Genomic DNA, 18,903 nt, shown 5'->3' with positions numbered 1-18,903 from the left:
GATTCATATATTAGCACATTACTAAACAATTTTCATCAAAATTACTCACAATCATTTTATTTCGGTAAAGTAATTGTAAATTGAGTTCCTTTACCTTCTTCACTTTTAACATTAATCGTACCATCATGAGCATCAATAATCTTTTGTACAATAAATAAGCCAAGTCCTGTACCATGTTTACCTCTCGTACGAGATGCATCCACTTTATAAAATCGATCAAATATTTGCTCTAAGTGCTCTTTTGCAATACCTACTCCAGTATCGTTAACAATAATAACAAAGTCTTCTTCTTGTGTATCATCAAAAATCACTTCAATTGAATCGTTCTGATGAGTATACCTCATAGCATTATCTATTAAATTTGTTAAAATTTGTTCGATTCTATCGCTATCACCATACCAATTTGTAGCATCACCAAGATGTTCAAATGATAAATTTAGTCCATTTTCTTTTGCTTGTGGTAAAAATTTAGTGTCAATTTTATTAATAAGTGTTGAAATATTAAATGCTTCTAAATTGACTTTAATCCCTTCAGCATCCATTTTAGCAACTTCTAAAAGTTCATTAATTAATCTGCTCAATCTTTTAGATTCATCTAAAATGATATAAAGAAAATCATCTATATCTTTTTGTTCTGTCACGATACCATCAACTATTGCTTCTGTATAACCTTGTAGCATAGAAATAGGTGTTCTTAACTCATGAGAAACACTCGCTATAAAGTCTTTTTTCATTTGATCCATATGGTGTTCATCAGTCATATCACGAATAATAACAACAATTCCTGATGAACCATCATTTTGAATGCTATCAATATATGTTGATATAACAACATAATATTTATGTCCTAATTCGTATTCAAAGAATTGAGTGTTTTTATCTTTAAATGTTTCATTTCTTTGAGTAGATATATCAACATGTGCATATTCTCTAATTTCCTGTAAAAATGTATCTGCTTTCGAATTTGAGATAATTATTTCATTTTTATCGTTTATCCCGAGCACGCCATCTATCATAGAATTAATCAATTTTTCTTGGATATTATTTTTTGACTTAACGTCATCAATGTTTGTTCTTATATCTTTACTCATTTTATTAAATGCTAATCCAAGTTCACCTATTTCATCACGAGTATAGATAGGAACTTTCTCTGTATAATGTCCTTTTGCAACTTTAAATGCTGCATGTTTAAGTTGTATAAGTGGCTTAGTAATTCTATTAGATAAGAAAAAGGCAAATACTGTACTGACTATTAACAATATAATTGCAGAGACTAATATACTAAGTGTTACTACGTTTTGAGCTTCTTTTATGGAATTAATATCTTGAAATAAAAATATACCTGCCTCATCTTCTTGGAAAGCTTGAGATGGATAACCTAATAAGATGTATTGATGTTTTTCACCTTTATATGATAGTTTAATTTCTTTTAAAACGTGTTCATCATTGTTAAAAACTTTATCAAAAGATTGATTTGTTCTTATTTCATCAATCATGACATCTTTTAGTGGATCTTCTGATTGTTTAGTTAAATCTTGTTTGTTTTTAATTATAATCAGTCCAGCAGGATCTTCTACTAATTCTTTAGCATAATCAATTACAGATTCCTTCTCATGTGAGTTAAGAAGTAAACGTTCAATTTTACTGGCATTATTGTATAAGTTTTCACCGGTTGTTGAAGTATTATATGATTGCAAAAAAGTTATAAGAAAGGCGCTTAATAAAAGTAAAACTGTCGTTACTATTAAAATAATAGATAACCACAGTTTTACAACCACACTATTTAACCGATTCATTATTCAGGAACCTCAAATTTATAGCCAACGCCCCAAACAGTATGAATCATTTGAGCTGCTTCTTCTGAAACGCGATTTAACTTTTCTCGTAACCTTTTTACATGAGTATCAACAGTTCTTAAATCTCCGTAGAACTCATAATGCCATACTTCTTTTAAAAGTTGTTCTCTATCAAATACTTTATCTGGTGATTTTGCTAAGTACAATAATAATTCATATTCTTTAGGCGTTAAATTTACTTCTTTGTGATCAGCTAGCACACGATGTGCGTCATTATCAATCACTAGATTTTCAAATACAATTAAATCTTTAGCAGTACTTGTCTGATTAACAACAGAATGATTAGTTGTACGTCTTAACAGAGCTTTAACACGTAATACAACTTCTCTTGGAGAAAATGGCTTTACAATATAGTCATCTGCTCCAATTTCAAAACCTTCTACTCTATTATTTTCTTCTCCTTTTGCAGTAAGCATAATAATAGGTGTTGATTTTGTTTCTCTAACTCTTTTACATACTTCAATCCCATCTATTTCGGGTAACATTAAGTCTAATAATATACAGTCATAATCTTCGTTTAAAGCTTTATCTAACGCAATTTGTCCATTTTCAGCTTCATCTGTTTCATAACCTTCTCTTTCAAGATACATTTTTACTAACTTGCGAATTCTATCTTCATCATCTACAACTAAAATACGATCTGTCATACTTGCTTAACTCCCTTCTAGCAATTTTTAAGCATAAGAATGTAAACCAGCTACAATTAAGTTAACTGCAATAACATTAAATAGGATAATTGCAAGACCACCAACAGCTAACCATGCTGATTTGCGACCTTCCCAACCTTTCCCTAATCTTAAGTGTAGGAATATCGCATAGTACAAGAATGTGATGAGTGCCCATACTTCTTTAGGATCCCATCCCCAATATCTACTCCATGCCATTTGAGCCCAAATGCTCGCGAATAAAATACCACCCAGAGCAAATAAAGGAAATCCTATTATAACTGCTCGATATCCTATTTCATCCATTAAGGATAGATTGACTTTTTTCGTCAATGGTTTCATTAGACTGAACAATGTTTTTCCTTTTAAAATCAATCTCAGTATACCATACAAGATAGAACCAATCACAATTGACCATATTACTGTATTGAGTTTCTGAGCATTGATTACGGCTGGTAATTCAATTTTAATCCAGCTCAATATATCGTTTCTTTCAATTGGTTCATAATCACTTCCTGAAACATGATCAACAAGCAAGCTGTCTTGCTGTGTCACAAATGCAGGTAAATGGTAATGTTGTACAGAATTACTGTCGTTTTTATCAATAAAGAAGAATGTGTCATCATATCCAACAATATCTTTCATGATTACAGTTGTTAAAATAAAACCTATGATGATTACAACGAAATACATAATCACTTCAACAAAGAAGCTATGTATCGTTTTTTCTTTTGGATCAACTGCTGCAAATAAATATATTAAACCAGCAACACAACTAATAGATAATATACCGTAAGAAATCGTTACTGTGATTACATGTATTGCTAACCAACTAGATTGTAATGCAGGTATTAATGGTGATACATCTCTAGAAAACATACTTGCATATGCAATTAGTAACATTGCAATTGGTAGTACGAATAGTGCAAGAATTGGTGTTTTGTAAATTGAATAAATAACAAGGAATCCTCCTACCATCATGATTCCAAACATCGTTAAAAATTCATACATATTACTAACTGGTGCATGACCAGCAGCAATCCATCTCGTAAGAAAGTAAATAATTTGTAATACGAAACCAACAACTGTTAAAATAATTCCAATTTTTTCAGCTCTTTTTTTAGATGAACGAACTGAAAAAGAAAATGGCACAATTGCTATTAAATATAGTATAAATGCCGAATATAAACTAATATTACTAATATTTAAAAATAAATCTTTATCCATTATTTGCCTCCTTGCTTTCGTGAATATCTTCTTTTGTATCTTTGATATGTGAAATTTGATGTTTATCTAATACTTGATTGATCTCTTTACTAAATCCATAGTAATTCTTATTTGTATGGGCTGCAATATTAAATTCACCATTGTCACTATTAATCCAAATACGTCTGTGATTAATATATGAACCAACTGCTAGGCCAATTAAGAAAATGACAAATCCAGTAAATAATATTGGTAATGTTAAATCTTTTTTAACTGCTAACACAGTTGCCCATTGATTCGTAGCATTAGCGAACTTCACATCATATTGATTGCCTTTTGATATATCTTCTGATTCTTTAATTCTCAAGAAACTAAATTCAGGTTTCTCACCCTTTTTAGTAACTTCAAACACAAAAGCAGGATTATTTGGATTTGGTGATTTAGTAGCTAATACACCATTTTCTATTTTTTCATAGTCTGGTGCATAACTTCTTAATTTTACTGTTAAATCATCAGTAAGTTTATATTCCTTTTTAGGACTTTCCAAATTAACAGTAAATGATTCACCTAAAGATTTTCCGTCTTTCGTTTTTAAGTTAAAAGTCATATCTTTTAATAAAGAATTATCAAAGCTACTTTGATAAAATTGCAAATTGTCATATGTTAATGGATGATTTACTTTTATAGAATCTGTAACTACTTCTTTTAAGTTTGCTTTCGAACCTATAACATCTTGTTGATCATTCTTGTATAACGTAGCTTTAGTCTCATAATTTTTAGCAATTTTATTTAAACTTGGATCGATTGATTCCGCATTTGTATTAGATTGAGACTTTTGATCATACTCTTCGTATATAAAGTCATTGTTTTTTATATAATATGCTCTATCAGTTCCAGGAACAGGTTTAGTTTCACCTTCTTTAACATAAACCATTTCATCTAAATAAAAGCCTGGTAAAAATCTAAGCATAGCACCGAATAACAATATAATAAGTCCTGTATGATTAATGTAAGGACCATATCTAGATAAGCGACCTTTTTCAAGTAACAAATGATTGTCTTCTTGTTTTACTTTGTATCTTTTTTCTTTAAATGATTTACCAATACTATCTAAGTCAACTTCACTTCTAGTAGACATGTTTAATCTTTGACGTTTATAAAATGTGCTGTGTTTTTTTGTTCTTTGATTTTTCAAAGACTTATGTAATGGTATACCTCTATCTATACTAGATGTAATAATTGAAAAGGCAACTAAGCCAAGTAAAATTAAAAACCACCATGAAGTATATAAATTATGAAATCCTAATTTGTAGTATAACAATCCTAACGATCCGTAATGTTCATAATAATATTGTTCTGGATTAACATTCATAGGAATGAAATATTCTTGCGGGAATATAGTACCTATTGATGCTGCTACAACAGTTATTATAAGTAATGTAACCCCAGTTTTAATTGAAGCAAAGAAATTCCAGACACGATCTAAAATTGTTCTATTCTTAGTCTTTGAACGTATTGCTTGGCCATCATAACGCATAACGTCAGTTGTTTTTTTCTTATCGTAGTCGTCATTTATTAAACGACCACAGTTTAAGCAGAGTTGAGTACCTTCAGGGTTTTTATGCCCACACTCACAAATAATTTGCTTGTTACTCACCTTAAATCCCCCTCTATTTCACTTTGACCATTTCCATTTCTTTGATGATTTGTTTTTTAGAAAGTTCACCAGTATGCTTAGACTTAACTTTACCATCTTTATCAACAGTAATAGTTGTAGGTAATGGGTTTACTCCATATGCATCAGTGACCAAATTATCATTATCCATCGCAACATTAAATGATGGTGTTTCTTTTAATGAACTTAAATATTGTTTAATTTGTTGTGGATTATTTCTTACATGTATAGCAATGACTTCTACGCCGTTATCTTTATAGTTTTGGTATTGTCTTTCAAGTTCAGGCATTTCACGTTTACAAGGTTCACACCATGTTCCCCAGAAATTTATTAATACGCCTTTTCCACGAAAATCTTTTAAGTTAACTTTTTTTCCATCAACAGTTTCAAGTTCAAATAGAGGAGCCTCATCTCCTACTTGAGCAATTTTATCATTATCTTTAGTAAGGCTAGACCATACTGTAAATATAATTGCGAGAAGAATAACCGCCGTAATAACAATTTGGAGTATAGTCTTCTGTTTTTTCTTCATTTATTATTATCCTCCCTAACACAATAAAAAAACCATACATGTAAAATGTTATGGTGTTTTGTATAGTATATCATGACTAAAAAGCAGATTAGTGGCATTATTGTGAACGTTTACAGTTTATTTACCATCTTGTGCTAAATGTCTTAATACTTTTATTTCATGTGGTGACATTGTTCTACCTTGACCTGCATTTAACCCTTTTAAATTTAAAGGTCCATATTCAACTCGTGATAGTTTCACAACTTCATGTCCAAAGTGACTAAACATTCTTCTAACTTGTCGATTTCTACCTTCAGTAATCGTAATTTCAACATGTGTTACATTGCGTTCTTTATCCTGACTTTTCACTTTAACGATTGCTGGTTGTGTTAAACCATCTTCAAGTTGTATCCCTTTTTCTAGTTGTTTAACTTCTTCTCTCAATAAATAGCCTTTTAATTTCGCTACATATTTTTTTTGAATTTTATAACGAGGATGTGTCATTAAATTAGTGAATTCCCCATCATTTGTTAAAATTAGTAATCCAGAAGTATCATAATCTAAACGACCAACAGGAAAAATTCTTGCTTTAATTTCTTTGAAAAAATCTGTTACAACTGTTCTACCTTTATCATCAGATACGCTTGTGATTACTTTTGTTGGTTTATGGAATAATATATATAATTTATCAGGCATTTCTAAAGGAATACCTTCAACTTCTATATAATCTGAATCTCTCACTTTAGTACCTAGTTCTTTAACTTGTTTATGATTGACATATACAAGTCCTTCTTCGATTAATTTTTCAGCTTTTCTACGTGAAGTATATCCACTTTTTGCGATTACTTTTTGTAATCTTTCTAATTCTTCGCTCATATTTATTGCTCCTCATTATTTTGTTTTTCATTCATGCTACTAAAAAACAAATCCATTTCTTCTTGTTCATTTTCTTCGTTCGTTGATTTAGGTAAATCGTCTAAAGAAGTAAGACCAAAAACATTTAAAAAGTAATCAGTTGTATAAAGTAATTGACTTCTAGATTGTTCATTATGTTTTGATTCTACTACACCTTTAGCAATTAATGTTTTTACAGAAGCGTCGGAATTCACGCCTCTAATTACTTCAATATCACTTCTTGTAACAGGTTGATTATATGCAATAATTGATAAAGTTTCTAAAGCTGCTTGCGATAACTTAGTATTCATATTGTCTATCATTAACTTTTCAAGATATGCATGCATAACTGGTTTAGCAGTTAAAATACACTTGTTACCATAAAATATAATTTGCAATGTTTCTCTTTCATATTCAGCGGCTAAATCTTTCAATTGTGATGGTGTAATTTCCAGCAATTCGCATAATTGGTTTGTTTCAATTCCTTCATCACCTAATGAATATAATAATCCTTCTAATAATCCTAATTTACTCACTGACATAGTTCACGCCTCGATTTATAGTTATTTCTCCAAATTGATATTGTTGAAAAACATCAATTTGTCTTAATTTCATCATTTCTAATATTGCTAAAAACATTGTTACTAAAACATTTGTATTCAAATCAGGTGGTAAAGTTTCGAAAAAATTAAAACTTTTACAACGCGAGAGTTGATCTTTAACATTTGCAGTAGCCATCTCAATTGTATAACTATCTTCACTCACAGTTACATGCTGTGGTTTATTAAATCTCTGTCTTCTCTTTGTTCGTTGATATGCAATAATTAAATCCGTCATATCTAAATCTAATGGTGCACGTTTATCGTGTACCGCTTCAAATTTGGACAAATCTGCAGGTTTTTTAATAAATATATGTTCTCTATCATTCTTTTTAACATTTAACAATTCTGCATATTCTTTATAATTTTGATATTCTATTAACTGTTTAACTAAATCTTCCCTTGGATCATCTTCAAATTCATCAATGTCAGAAGGTTGTGTAGGCAATAATAATTTACTTTTTATCATTAACAATTCTGATGCCATAACTAAATACTCACTTGCCACATTAATTTCTAATATCTTCATTTGATGTATATAACTTAAATATTGTTCTGTAAGTTCCTTCATTGGTATATCATAAATATCAATTTCGTATTTCTGTATTAAATGAAGTAATAAATCCAAAGGTCCTTCAAAGGCATCAAGTTTTACTTCATACATTTAAAACTTCCTCATTTCTATTCCTTTTACGTGCATAAACCTAAAAATTATTATACCATGATTACATATAAAGATTCTATGCTAAGAGGGATTTAAAATGGAAACACAAGTTATGTCATTTCATTATCATTTCCATGTCTTAAGACATTACTTTGAATGTCACGATATTTTAGAAGAACATTGGAAAGAATATGAGAATTTTAGTAAAAACGACTCAATAGTTAGTTTAATATTATTTTCTACTGCTTGTTATCACTATAGACGTGGAAATATTACTGGCGCACTTAAAACATATAAAAAATCTTTGCAAATCGCAGAGGCTAATGATGAATTTCACCACTTAGGTATTGAAAAGACACCTTATGTATCAATTATTAAGTCGCAAATCATGCGAATTGATCAAGGTAAAGTATATCGCAATATACAGCTTCCATTAACTAAAGCATGTTACCAAGCTTTAGAAAGTACTTATGATGACTTTGATTTTAACTATAATAAAGATGTATCAGATTATATTAAGCATCATCATCTGCTTCGTGACCGTACGGAAGTTATAGAAAGCAGAAATTCAGCTTACAACCAACGTCATTCTAAACTATAAATAACCAATAAACAAATCCCCACACTATTGCAAAAGTTAATAGAACAGCTAATGTTCTATATTTTTTCGTTTCATTATTTTGTGATTTATTATTCTTCATGCTTAATCTCCTTTTTTGCTCTCGGATGGTAATTCAAGTACATATCTCTTATTTGTTTTTTAGAAATATGTGTGTAGAGCTGAGTTGTTGAAATGTCAGAGTGTCCTAACATTTCTTGAACAGCTCTAAGGTCTGCTCCATTTTCTAACAAATGTGTTGCAAACGAATGCCGTAAAGTATGTGGCGTTAAAGTTTTAGTAATACCTTTTTCAAATCCGATTTTTTTTAATATTTTCCAAAATCCTTGACGAGTTAAAGCTGTACCTCTAGCATTTAAAAATAATACATCTGTTATTTGTTTCTTCAATAAATTCGGTCTCACTTCTTGTATATAACGTTTCAACACAGCCATTAAATGATCACCAAGAGGTACAATTCTTTCTTTATTCCCTTTACCAAATACTCTTATAAATCCCATTGTCAAATTTACATCTTCTACTTTTAATTGAATGAGCTCTGTTACCCTTACGCCTGTACCATAAAGTAATTCAAGCATTGCTCTATCACGTTCGTCTCTCTCGTTTGTGATATGCGTAAATGTAAGTAACTGGTTAACTTCTTCTTCACTTAAGACATCTGGAAGTTTTTGTTCGTATTTCGGTGTTTCAATAAGAATTGTTGGATCTTTTACAGCATACTTTTCTCTAATTGCAAACTGGTGAAAGCTTCTTATAGTAGCTGCTAATCTAGCAATTGTTTTAGAAGATTTTCCTTCTTCTTTTAAATGAGCAAAATATTTTTGAATAACAATACGGTCTATATTATCAATGTGACTAACTTTATGCTCATTTATATATTTATTATATTGTGTTAAATCTCGTTTATAAGATTGAATTGTATTTTGACTTAACCCTTTTTCTAATCTTATAAAATCTATGAATTCATTTATGATTTGATCCATATACTCACCTCGTTATTGTCACTATTTTACCATAAAAAAAGACATCACTAAAATCAGTATGTAACTTCTTTTAGTAACGTCAAAATATATAGATTTATTCTTCACGACATCTATGACAAACACCATGGAAAGTCAATCGATGGTCCAAAATTTTAAAGTTAAATTCTTTCTCAACACGACGTTCAACGTCTTCTAATAAATCTTCTTCAATTTCATCAACTGCTCCACATTCCATACATACCATATGATGATGGAAATGTTTTGCACCTTCTTTTCTCAAATCAAATCTTGCAACGCCATCACCAAAGTTAATTTTATCAACTACTTTTAGTTCAGCTAAAAGTTCAAGTGTTCGATAAACAGTTGCTAATCCAATCTCAGGTGCCTTATCTTTAACTTTTAAGTAAACATCTTCCGCACTTAAATGATCGGCTTCATTCTCAAGTAGTACTCTAACTGTCGCTTCTCTTTGCGGCGTTAGTTTGTAGGAAGCTTTGTGTAATTGTTCTTTCACACGTTGTATACGTTCTTCCAACTTGACACCTTCTTTCTTAAATAAAATCATTATCAATTAGAATTGTATTCGTATACTAAAATACCAATAATATGATTAAAAAGCAAGAGAAAATGCCCTTTTATTTAGAATGATTATAATTTAGTAATAAGTATTGAAATGCGATCATTGTCTTAGCATCTTCAATCTCTTGTGACAATAAAAGTGATTTAATTTTTTCTACTGGTATTTTACTTAAGTGTAGAAATTCGTCTTCGTCTAAATTAACTTTTCCTTCCGTTAAATCTTTAGCGATATATATACTCACTTTTTCGTTACAAAATCCTGGGCACCCATAAACTTCACCTATAAGTTCTAATTTATCAGCTATATAACCTGTTTCTTCTTCTAATTCACGTAAAGCAGCACTTTCTCTTTCTTCTCCAACTTCTAATTTACCGGCTGGTATTTCAATCAAAGTTTTCTCCATAGCTTTTCTAAACTGCTCTACAACAATAACTTCATTTTCTGGTGTTATTGCTAGTACTGAAACTGCCCCATTATGTAAAACAATTTCACGTTCACTTGTTTTACCATTTGGTAATTTAACTTTATGCTTTTCAAGGTTGATAATTCTTCCATTATATATATTTTCTTTCGATATCGTTTCTTCTGTTAATTTCATTCAAGTGCCCCTCTTTTCATTTAAATAATTTATCTGCTAAACTTAATATATAAAGTGTAGCGAAAGGAGCTTCAATATGCAAAAAAATATATTAAAAAGTGGCATTGAAATTTCAGAAGTTGGCTTAGGTTGTATGAGTTTAGGCACAGATTCAAATCATGCTGAAACAATTATAGATGAAGCCATTCAACAAGGTATCACTTATTTTGATACAGCAGACTTATATGATTTCGGTGAAAATGAAAAAATAGTAGGAAAAATTTTAAAGAAATATCAAGATCAAAATGGTATTGTTATAGGTTCGAAAGTTGGAAATCATTTTAACAAAGAAACAAAAGAACACTTTTGGGATCCTTCTAAAGAGCATATAATGAATAGCATTAAAGCATCATTACAAAGATTAAACATTGAACAATTAGATTTATATATGTTACATGGTGGTACAATTGAAGATAATAAAGACGAATCAATCGAAGCATTTGAAAGATTGAAAGAAGAAGGTTTAATTAAAGCATATGGTATTTCTTCTATCCGACCAAACGTCATTGATTATTATTTAGAAAATAGTAATATTGAGACAATCATGATGCAATTTAGTCTTTTAGATAATAGACCAGAAGATTTATTAGAAAAAATAGATCAACATGATGTAAAAATATTAGCGAGAGGCCCAGTATCCAAAGGTTTATTAACAGGCAAATCCACTGAAATACTAAATAAAAAATTCAAAGATGGTTTATTAGAATACAATTATAATGATCTTTCAGACACGATTTCTCAGCTCAATAAAGAATATGATAATTTGTCAGCAGTCACTTTCAATTATTTGAAGTCTTTCAATGCACTCGGGTCAATTATTACAGGTGCAAGCTCACCAGATCAACTTAAAGATAGTATTCAAAACTATAACCAATCATTAACAGAAAAAGAAATCAAACATGCAAGAGCAATCGTTAAGAATCTAGAGTATACAAATCACTTATCATAAAATTTAAGACAAACAAAACACGCTCAATCCAAATTCATTTATTTTGGATTGGGCGTGTTTTATATTTTTTTGCTTAAAAACCCTTTTTTAAATATCTTTTCGAATGTTCTTGGCGCTAATTGATAAAATCTCAAACCAAAATCCATCCACTGTGGTTCATTAATTTCTATTTTCTTTTTTATCATTCCTCTAACAATATTTTCTGCTAATTCATCGACATCAAGTTGAATATTTTTTGTAAGTTTTTGAAATGTTCCTGTAGGATCCGCTTTTAAATGAAATTGAGACTTAAATGGACCCGGATGAACTGTTAGAACATGCAAATCTTCTCTTTCTAATCTAAGTGCGTTCGTAAAACTACTTAAAGCTGCTTTAGATGCCGCATAATGACTTCCGTATGGCGTTGTTACCTTTGCAGAAATAGACGAAATGTTCACTATTGAGGAACCTCTTTTTAAATTAGGCATAATTTTATTTATTAAAATAATAAGATTTATGAGGTTGATATTATATATTTCCTTAATTTCTTCAGTAGTATGCGCTTCGTTTGATTTAAAATAACCTAACCCTGCATTATTAATAATGCCATCATATTTTATATTTTCTGATACTATAAAAGATTCAATTTGAGTTAAATCATTCATATTTAGTATATATACATCTAATATATTTTTATATTTAGCTTTTAACTTATTTGCTTTTTCTTTGTTTCTAACAATTATTGATACATATGCTCCATGTTTATTGAGAGCTTGAATTATATTTTCTCCTAATGAACCCGTTGCTCCTGTTAGCATATAATGTTTACCTAGCATTACAATCATCCTTTTTTGCTTATTATATTTAATGTATCACAAATTTTTCTAACTGCTAAATTATATACAAGCACTTTTGACATAAGTTTTAATTACTTTATAATTAAAATGAATTCTTATGGAAGTGAGTGGTTTTATTATGAAAATAGTTTTTTATGGATCTGGTAATATGGCAAATGCAATTTTTACAGGAATAGTAAACAGTAAATCAATTGAGCCTGAAAGAATTTTTTTAACAAACAAATCTAATCTGGAAAAATTAGAAGGTTATCATGACACATTAGGCGTGAGTTATAGCTATGATGATGAAGAATTATTAAAAGATGCTGATTATGTTTTCTTAAGTACTAAGCCTTATGACTTTTTAAAATTAGCTGAACGTATTAAACCTTACATCACAAAAGACAACAAATTCATTTCAATTATGGCTGGTTTACCAATTAGTTATATTAGAGAGAATTTGCAAGTTGAAAATCCAATAGCACGAATTATGCCGAATACAAATGCACACGTTGGGCATTCTGTTACAGGAATTAGCTTCTCAACTAACTTTGGTCCAAATTCTAAACAAGAAGTATTAACGCTTATCGAAGCATTTGGTACTGCTTTAGAAGTAAAAGAAGACCATTTACATCAAGTAACTGCCATTACAGGTAGTGGTCCTGCATTTCTATACCACGTATTTGAACAATATGTAAATGCTGGTACTAAACTTGGTATCGAACAATCACAAGTTGAAGAGTCTATAAAAGAATTAATTATTGGTACAGGTAAAATGATCGAACGTTCAGATTTAAAAATGGATCAATTACGTAAAAACATTACATCTAAAGGTGGTACAACACAAGCAGGATTAAATGCTTTAAGTAATCATGATATCGAAGCTGTTTTCTTAGATTGTTTGAATGCTGCTGTAAAAAGAAGTATCGAGCTTGCTGAAGCTGAAGAAGATTAATAAAAAAGATGAAAGTATCAATACGATACTTTCATCTTTTTTTCGATTAAGCCTAATCTGTTTTTATCTCAATAGTTATTACTACATATTTATAGAAGACTTCTTATTTATATTTGAAAATGATCATAATCTTTTACAAAGTAAAATTCTTGATCTGTATTTTTTATTAAGGATTGTTCTATTTCTTTTATATCTTCTAGTTCATATCGATTAGATAAATGTGTGAACAATCCTTTTTTAACGTTTTCATCTCTCATTAATTGAAATACATCATCAATATGACTATGAAAATAAGAATTAGCTAAATTTTTATCGCCTTCTATATATGTCGTTTCATGCACTATTACGTCTGCATCTTTAGCTAGAATTAGTTCATTTTGACAAGGCATAGTATCTCCAAATATCGTGATAACTTTACCTTTCTTCTTTGGTCCCTTGAAATCTTTTGATTGATAAGTTTGATTATTATATTCGAATGTTTCATTAGCTTTAACATCTTGATATTTTGGGCCAGGTTCAATACCTAAAGCCTTAAGCTTTTCTACATCTAATTTACCTTCTATGTCTGGTGCTGTAATTCTATAACCAACAGATAAAATACCATGCTTTAAAGGCAAAGCTTGAATATGAAAACTATCTACATTTAATTCAGTTTCTGTATTAAACTCATTTACTGTAATTTGATAATTTAAATTTGATTGTGATATTTCTAGAGCCGTATGAATAAATTTTGCAATTCCTTTTGGCCCTATTATCGTTAACGGTTTATCTTTACCACCTTGGAAGGAACGACTCGTTAATAATCCAGGTAATCCAAATATATGATCACCATGTAAGTGCGTTATAAATATGTGACTTACCTTACCCAGCTTTATGCCTGTATGCAATATTCTGTGCTGAGTTGCTTCTCCTACATCAAATAACCAAATTTGATTTTCATGTGGAAGGCAATTAAAGGCAATAGATTGTGTATTTCTTTCTTTAGTCGGCAGTCCGGCACTTGTGCCTAAAAATGTTAGTTCCATCGTCTTCCTCCTTACGAAATTATTATAACATGTTCTTAACTGTGATTTATAAAAATACATAAATAAACCTGTTATTATACAAATTACTGAATAAATTGAAAATTAACAGTTTAAATTGAAGAATATCAATTAGTAACATGTTATAATAAATGATATTGTAAAAAGCAACAAAGTTAGAGAATCGAGGTAAATAAATGACAACCGAAACTAAAAATATCCCATGTTTAATTACAATATTTGGGGCAACAGGTGATTTAAGTCATCGTAAATTATTCCCATCTATTTTTCATTTATATCAACAAAACCAACTAGATGACCACATTGCAATTATTGGTGTTGGACGAAGAGATTGGTCTACTGAAAAATTCAGAAATGAAATTAAAATTTCAGTAGAAAAGCATGTTCAAGATACAGATAAATTAGATGAATTTATGGAACATGTATTTTATCAATCACATGATGTGAGTGACCCTTCTAGTTATGAAGCGTTATTAACTTTTTCAAATGAATTAAATTCTAAATATCAATTAGAAGGCAATAGATTATTTTATCTAGCTATGGCACCTCAATTTTTCGGAACTGTAACTGACTTCTTAAAATCATCTGGCTTAACTGAGACTGATGGTTTTAAAAGATTAATTATAGAAAAACCTTTTGGTACTGATTTAGCATCTGCAGAAGAATTAAATATACAAATAAGACGTTCATTTAAAGAAGAAGAAATATATAGAATAGACCACTACTTAGGCAAAGATATGGTTCAGAACATTGAAGTGTTAAGATTTGCTAATGCTATGTTTGAACCATTATGGAATAATAAATACATTTCAAACGTACAAGTAACTTCATCTGAAATTTTAGGTGTCGAAGATCGTGGAGGCTATTATGAAAATAGTGGCGCACTTAAAGATATGTTCCAAAATCACATGTTACAAATGGTAGCTTTATTAGCAATGGAACCCCCTATTAGTTTAAATAGTGAAGACGTTAGAAATGAAAAAGTAAAAGTTTTACGTTCTATAAGACCTCTAAATGAATCAGAAGTAAAACAAAACTTTGTTAGAGGACAATATGACAAAGGTCAAATTGACGGAGAACAAGTTAAAAGTTATAGAGAAGAAGAGAAAGTGGCTGATGATTCTAACACACCTACTTTCGTTGCAGGTAAATTATTAATCGATAACTTTAGATGGGCTGGCGTACCATTCTTTATTAGAACTGGTAAAAGAATGAAGAAAAAAGGTATTCAAGTTATTGTTGAATTTAAAGAAGTACCTATGAACTTATATTATGACCGTGATTCAGAATTAGAATCAAATTTATTAGTTATCAACATCCAACCTAATGAAGGTTTATCATTACATTTAAATGCTAAAAAACAAGTTCAAGGCATTGAAACTGAACCAGTACAATTATCATATTCAATGAGTGCTCAAGATAAGATGAACACCGTAGATGCATATGAGAATCTAATATTTGATTGTCTTAAAGGCGATGCTACCAACTTCACTCATTGGGAAGAACTAAAAGCTACATGGAAATATGTAGATGTAATACAAAATGTGTGGGACAATGATAAAGCACCATTCCCAAATTATAGAGCTGGCACTAATGGACCAATAAAAAGTCAGCTATTATTGTCTATTGATGGATTTAAATGGTGGGACGATATTAACTAATCTTTCTACCAACAGGAGTGACTGAACATTGGAAGTAATTAAAGTTTTACAGAGAGCGATTGTGTACATAGAAGACCATTTACTGAGCAATATTGATTTGCAAACTTTAAGTGAACATGTAGACAAATCACCATTTCATTTGAATCAAACATTTACAATGGTGATTGGTATGACGCCTATTGAATATCAAAATGCGAGAAAAATGACAGAAGCGGCTTTTGATATACTTGGTGGTCACTCAAGAATACTAGATATTGCACTTAAGTATGGCTATAAAGACGCTAACACTTTCGCACATGATTATAATGAATATCATGGTATAAGTCCTTTACAAACTAAGACACATCAATCTATGTTAAAAATCAAAAAACGTGTATCTATAAAGTTAACAGCAACTGAGACGGAACCTTTAAATTATTCATTACAGTATAAAGATGATTTAAAATTAGTTGGTAAGAATCATCATTATCATTCAAACGAATTAGATAATCATTTTTTAATACCTGATTTATTAGAAATGTTATTAGAAAATAAATATATCGAAGATTTCATTAAATATAATGATGTAAAACCCCATCAATTATTTATTGTTAGAAGACCACTTATAGATGGACTAGAAGTATTTGTGGGTGTTCCTAGTGATCGCTACCCAGGTCATTTAGATAATTACTATTTACCTGGACATCACTTCGCAACATTTAATTTACAAGGTGAATTAGATTTTGTAGTAAGTGAAGCTTGGCACCATATTGAAAATCAATGGCAACTTAAAATGCCCTATTTGCATGATGACTTTTACGTAGAAGTTTACCCATTAGATGTTAACTTTAATCAGGAAATATCAAAAGTACAACTATGGGTTCCAATCGATCATAAAAGATTGAATTAATCAAAATGATAAGTGAAAGCACTTCGTTAATTTAGTTTTTATTATTATTAATTAAATTATACGAAAGTGCTTTTTTTGTATAAAAATAAATATGAACAACGATTTTGTAAAGTGCGGACGCCTGAGGGAATAGTATGCGTGAGAGACTACAGGCTCGAACCATACCCTCTGGCAAATGCACGAACAAAATCGAAAGATTTTATAAAAAATAAGCATATCACTGTAAACTTTAAAAAATCAGTTTAGTGATATGCTTATTTATTTTGAGTTAGGAAATATGTTCCAAGCTCTAATTATTTAGTCCACTCAGTGTGGAAAATACCTTCTTTATCTTTGCGCTCATAAGTATGTGCACCAAAGTAATCACGTTGTGCTTGAATTAAGTTGGCTGGTAAATCTTCTGATCTATAACTATCGAAATAGTTTATAGCTGAAGAGAAACCTGGTGTTGCAATACCAGCTTTTATAGCTGTTGCTGACACTTCTCTTAATGAACCTTGATATTTAGCAACAATATCATTGAAGTATGGATCTAATAATAAGTTTGTTAAATCTTTATCATTATCATAAGCTTCTTTGATTTTTTGTAAGAATTGAGCACGAATGATACAACCTTCTCTCCAAATCATAGCTAATTCGCCTAATTTCAAGTCCCAGTTATTTGTTTCACTCGCAGTTTTCATTTGAGCAAACCCTTGAGCATAACCACAAATTTTACTCATATAAAGTGCTTGTCTGATTTGTTCTAAGAATGCCTCTTTATCTCCATCGAATTCTGTAACTTCTGGATTAAATGCAGTGCTTGCTTTAACTCTTTCATCTTTAAATGATGAAATAAATCTAGCAAATACTGATTCAGTAATAATAGTCAATGGAATTCCTAATTCTAAAGCATTAATTGAAGTCCATTTACCAGTACCTTTTTGTCCAGCTTTATCCATAATTTTTTCAACTAATGGTGTTCCATCTTCATCTAATTTGTTAAAGATTTCACCAGTAATTTCGATAAGATAACTTTCTAATTCACCAGTATTCCATGACTTAAATGTTTCTGCAATTTCTTTATGATCCATGTGTAATACACGTTTCATTAAGTCATAACTTTCTGCAATTAATTGCATATCGGCATATTCAATACCGTTATGCACCATTTTTACATAGTGTCCCGCACCATCTGGTCCAACGTATGTCACACATGGTGATCCGTCAGATGCTTTTGCAGAAATACTTTCTAAAATTGGTGCTACCAAATCATAAGCTTCTTTCTGTCCACCAGGCATGATTGAAGGTCCAGTTAATGCACCTTCTTCTCCACCTGAAACGCCAGTACCGATGAAGTTTATTCCACTCTCGTCTAAGAATTGATTTCTACGAATAGTATCTAAATAGTTCGTGTTTCCACCATCAATAAGAATATCGCCTTTATCTAATAATGGTAATAAGCTATCAATCGTTTTATCTGTTGCTTCACCAGCTTTTACCATAAGTAAAATTTTTCTTGGTTTCTCTAATGAATCTACGAATTCTTCAATAGAATAGTTCGGATGTATATTTTTGCCTTTTGATTCTTCAACCATTTGGTCGACTTTTTCTTTAGAACGGTTATATACTGAGACTGAGTAGCCACGTGATTCAATATTCCAAGCCAAGTTTTTACCCATTACAGCTAAACCAACTACGCCTATTTGTTGTGTCATGAAAT

Annotated in this window: 19 protein-coding genes; 5 read left to right on the top strand and 14 right to left on the bottom strand. The window is 30.2% G+C overall.

The genetic code is table 11. The features are described 5' to 3' along the window. Window positions 1-56 precede the first annotated feature (56 nt). The 8 genes from LQ609_RS05160 to LQ609_RS05125 form a co-directional block, all read right to left on the bottom strand. The gene (locus LQ609_RS05160) at window positions 57-1,796 is read right to left on the bottom strand and encodes an ATP-binding protein (RefSeq protein ID WP_078356612.1); all 1,740 of its coding nucleotides are present in this window, start codon (window positions 1,794-1,796) and stop codon (window positions 57-59) included. Next, window positions 1,796-2,503 carry a response regulator transcription factor gene (locus LQ609_RS05155; protein ID WP_107509695.1) on the bottom strand — a complete coding sequence of 236 codons (708 nt, stop codon included), beginning with the start codon at window positions 2,501-2,503 and terminating at the stop codon, window positions 1,796-1,798. Before LQ609_RS05155 ends, LQ609_RS05160 begins: the two co-directional genes overlap by 1 nt. A gap of 27 nt (window positions 2,504-2,530) precedes the next feature. Then, window positions 2,531-3,748, bottom strand: coding sequence for a c-type cytochrome biogenesis protein CcsB (ccsB, locus tag LQ609_RS05150; RefSeq protein ID WP_239734398.1), 1,218 nt, complete (start codon window positions 3,746-3,748; stop codon window positions 2,531-2,533). After that, window positions 3,741-5,384, bottom strand: a complete 1,644-nt coding sequence (gene resB, locus LQ609_RS05145) for a cytochrome c biogenesis protein ResB (RefSeq protein ID WP_239734397.1) — start codon at window positions 5,382-5,384, stop codon at window positions 3,741-3,743. The genes ccsB and resB overlap by 8 nt, the downstream gene beginning before the upstream one ends. A 13-nt stretch (window positions 5,385-5,397) precedes the next feature. Beyond that, window positions 5,398-5,934 carry a thiol-disulfide oxidoreductase ResA gene (gene resA, locus LQ609_RS05140; RefSeq protein ID WP_078356608.1) on the bottom strand — a complete coding sequence of 179 codons (537 nt, stop codon included), beginning with the start codon at window positions 5,932-5,934 and terminating at the stop codon, window positions 5,398-5,400. Window positions 5,935-6,051: 117 nt separating this feature from the next. Beyond that, window positions 6,052-6,789 (bottom strand): pseudouridine synthase, encoded by a 738-nt coding sequence (locus LQ609_RS05135; RefSeq protein WP_078356607.1) that lies wholly within the window; start codon window positions 6,787-6,789, stop codon window positions 6,052-6,054. Between the two features lie 2 nt (window positions 6,790-6,791). Beyond that, complete coding sequence (gene scpB, locus LQ609_RS05130) at window positions 6,792-7,349, bottom strand: SMC-Scp complex subunit ScpB (protein WP_078356606.1); 558 nt, start codon at window positions 7,347-7,349, stop codon at window positions 6,792-6,794. After that, window positions 7,336-8,070 carry a segregation and condensation protein A gene (locus tag LQ609_RS05125; RefSeq protein ID WP_078356605.1) on the bottom strand — a complete coding sequence of 245 codons (735 nt, stop codon included), beginning with the start codon at window positions 8,068-8,070 and terminating at the stop codon, window positions 7,336-7,338. The genes scpB and LQ609_RS05125 overlap by 14 nt, the downstream gene beginning before the upstream one ends. Before the next feature lie 97 nt (window positions 8,071-8,167). Between LQ609_RS05125 and LQ609_RS05120 the strand changes: the two genes are divergently transcribed. Beyond that, window positions 8,168-8,671 carry a DUF309 domain-containing protein gene (locus tag LQ609_RS05120; protein ID WP_203153300.1) on the top strand — a complete coding sequence of 168 codons (504 nt, stop codon included), beginning with the start codon at window positions 8,168-8,170 and terminating at the stop codon, window positions 8,669-8,671. An 89-nt stretch (window positions 8,672-8,760) separates the two neighbouring features. Here LQ609_RS05120 and xerD read toward each other — a convergent pair whose 3' ends face one another. The 3 genes from xerD to LQ609_RS05105 all read right to left on the bottom strand — a co-directional run bounded on the left by xerD (window position 8,761) and on the right by LQ609_RS05105 (window position 10,850). Continuing rightward, on the bottom strand, window positions 8,761-9,672 hold the full coding sequence (gene xerD, locus LQ609_RS05115) for a site-specific tyrosine recombinase XerD (RefSeq protein WP_078356603.1): 912 nt from the start codon (window positions 9,670-9,672) through the stop codon (window positions 8,761-8,763). A gap of 94 nt (window positions 9,673-9,766) precedes the next feature. After that, entirely contained in the window at window positions 9,767-10,207 is a 441-nt protein-coding gene (gene fur, locus LQ609_RS05110; RefSeq protein ID WP_016912376.1) for a ferric iron uptake transcriptional regulator, read from the bottom strand. Window positions 10,208-10,307: 100 nt separating this feature from the next. Next, window positions 10,308-10,850 (bottom strand): NUDIX hydrolase, encoded by a 543-nt coding sequence (locus LQ609_RS05105; RefSeq protein WP_078356602.1) that lies wholly within the window; start codon window positions 10,848-10,850, stop codon window positions 10,308-10,310. Between the two features lie 76 nt (window positions 10,851-10,926). Between LQ609_RS05105 and LQ609_RS05100 the strand changes: the two genes are divergently transcribed. Continuing rightward, complete coding sequence (locus LQ609_RS05100) at window positions 10,927-11,838, top strand: aldo/keto reductase (RefSeq protein ID WP_208143793.1); 912 nt, start codon at window positions 10,927-10,929, stop codon at window positions 11,836-11,838. Window positions 11,839-11,897: 59 nt separating this feature from the next. On the opposite strand, the gene LQ609_RS05095 is transcribed toward LQ609_RS05100, so the two are convergent. Continuing rightward, window positions 11,898-12,653, bottom strand: a complete 756-nt coding sequence (locus tag LQ609_RS05095; RefSeq protein WP_078356600.1) for an SDR family NAD(P)-dependent oxidoreductase — start codon at window positions 12,651-12,653, stop codon at window positions 11,898-11,900. Window positions 12,654-12,792: 139 nt separating this feature from the next. On the opposite strand from LQ609_RS05095, the gene proC reads away from it, so the two are divergent. Next, a complete protein-coding gene (proC, locus tag LQ609_RS05090; protein ID WP_239734396.1) occupies window positions 12,793-13,608 on the top strand; it encodes a pyrroline-5-carboxylate reductase in 816 nt (271 codons plus the stop codon). A gap of 107 nt (window positions 13,609-13,715) precedes the next feature. Here the strand turns inward: proC and rnz are convergent, their stop codons facing one another. Then, entirely contained in the window at window positions 13,716-14,633 is a 918-nt protein-coding gene (rnz, locus tag LQ609_RS05085) for a ribonuclease Z (protein ID WP_239734395.1), read from the bottom strand. Between the two features lie 194 nt (window positions 14,634-14,827). Here rnz and zwf point away from each other — a divergent pair, with 194 nt between their 5' ends. Both zwf and LQ609_RS05075 read left to right on the top strand, forming a co-directional pair. Next, a complete protein-coding gene (gene zwf, locus LQ609_RS05080) occupies window positions 14,828-16,312 on the top strand; it encodes a glucose-6-phosphate dehydrogenase (protein WP_078356597.1) in 1,485 nt (494 codons plus the stop codon). Between the two features lie 28 nt (window positions 16,313-16,340). Continuing rightward, entirely contained in the window at window positions 16,341-17,201 is an 861-nt protein-coding gene (locus LQ609_RS05075) for an effector binding domain-containing protein (RefSeq protein ID WP_078356596.1), read from the top strand. Between the two features lie 293 nt (window positions 17,202-17,494). Here the strand turns inward: LQ609_RS05075 and gndA are convergent, their stop codons facing one another. Continuing rightward, on the bottom strand, window positions 17,495-18,898 hold the full coding sequence (gndA, locus tag LQ609_RS05070) for an NADP-dependent phosphogluconate dehydrogenase (RefSeq protein ID WP_107509685.1): 1,404 nt from the start codon (window positions 18,896-18,898) through the stop codon (window positions 17,495-17,497). Window positions 18,899-18,903: the final 5 nt, after the last annotated feature.

This window comes from Mammaliicoccus sp. G-M28 (assembly GCF_022386595.1).
Lineage (GTDB): Bacteria > Bacillota > Bacilli > Staphylococcales > Staphylococcaceae > Mammaliicoccus > Mammaliicoccus fleurettii.
The sequence above is the reverse complement of the archived record's forward strand: the minus strand, read 5'-3'. Positions and strand labels throughout refer to the sequence as shown.

What these genes read in the sequence shown, in the direction of transcription:
- LQ609_RS05160 (WP_078356612.1), bottom strand. Translation starts at nt 1,796, where the DNA reads ATGAATCGGTTAAATAGTGTGGTTGTAAAACTGTGGTTATCTATTATT.
- LQ609_RS05155 (WP_107509695.1), bottom strand. Translation starts at nt 2,503, where the DNA reads ATGACAGATCGTATTTTAGTTGTAGATGATGAAGATAGAATTCGCAAG.
- ccsB (WP_239734398.1), bottom strand. Translation starts at nt 3,748, where the DNA reads ATGGATAAAGATTTATTTTTAAATATTAGTAATATTAGTTTATATTCG.
- resA (WP_078356608.1), bottom strand. Translation starts at nt 5,934, where the DNA reads ATGAAGAAAAAACAGAAGACTATACTCCAAATTGTTATTACGGCGGTT.
- LQ609_RS05135 (WP_078356607.1), bottom strand. Translation starts at nt 6,789, where the DNA reads ATGAGCGAAGAATTAGAAAGATTACAAAAAGTAATCGCAAAAAGTGGA.
- scpB (WP_078356606.1), bottom strand. Translation starts at nt 7,349, where the DNA reads ATGTCAGTGAGTAAATTAGGATTATTAGAAGGATTATTATATTCATTA.
- LQ609_RS05125 (WP_078356605.1), bottom strand. Translation starts at nt 8,070, where the DNA reads ATGTATGAAGTAAAACTTGATGCCTTTGAAGGACCTTTGGATTTATTA.
- LQ609_RS05120 (WP_203153300.1), top strand. Translation starts at nt 8,168, where the DNA reads ATGGAAACACAAGTTATGTCATTTCATTATCATTTCCATGTCTTAAGA.
- xerD (WP_078356603.1), bottom strand. Translation starts at nt 9,672, where the DNA reads ATGGATCAAATCATAAATGAATTCATAGATTTTATAAGATTAGAAAAA.
- LQ609_RS05105 (WP_078356602.1), bottom strand. Translation starts at nt 10,850, where the DNA reads ATGAAATTAACAGAAGAAACGATATCGAAAGAAAATATATATAATGGA.
- LQ609_RS05100 (WP_208143793.1), top strand. Translation starts at nt 10,927, where the DNA reads ATGCAAAAAAATATATTAAAAAGTGGCATTGAAATTTCAGAAGTTGGC.
- LQ609_RS05095 (WP_078356600.1), bottom strand. Translation starts at nt 12,653, where the DNA reads ATGCTAGGTAAACATTATATGCTAACAGGAGCAACGGGTTCATTAGGA.
- proC (WP_239734396.1), top strand. Translation starts at nt 12,793, where the DNA reads ATGAAAATAGTTTTTTATGGATCTGGTAATATGGCAAATGCAATTTTT.
- rnz (WP_239734395.1), bottom strand. Translation starts at nt 14,633, where the DNA reads ATGGAACTAACATTTTTAGGCACAAGTGCCGGACTGCCGACTAAAGAA.
- zwf (WP_078356597.1), top strand. Translation starts at nt 14,828, where the DNA reads ATGACAACCGAAACTAAAAATATCCCATGTTTAATTACAATATTTGGG.
- gndA (WP_107509685.1), bottom strand. Translation starts at nt 18,898, where the DNA reads ATGACACAACAAATAGGCGTAGTTGGTTTAGCTGTAATGGGTAAAAAC.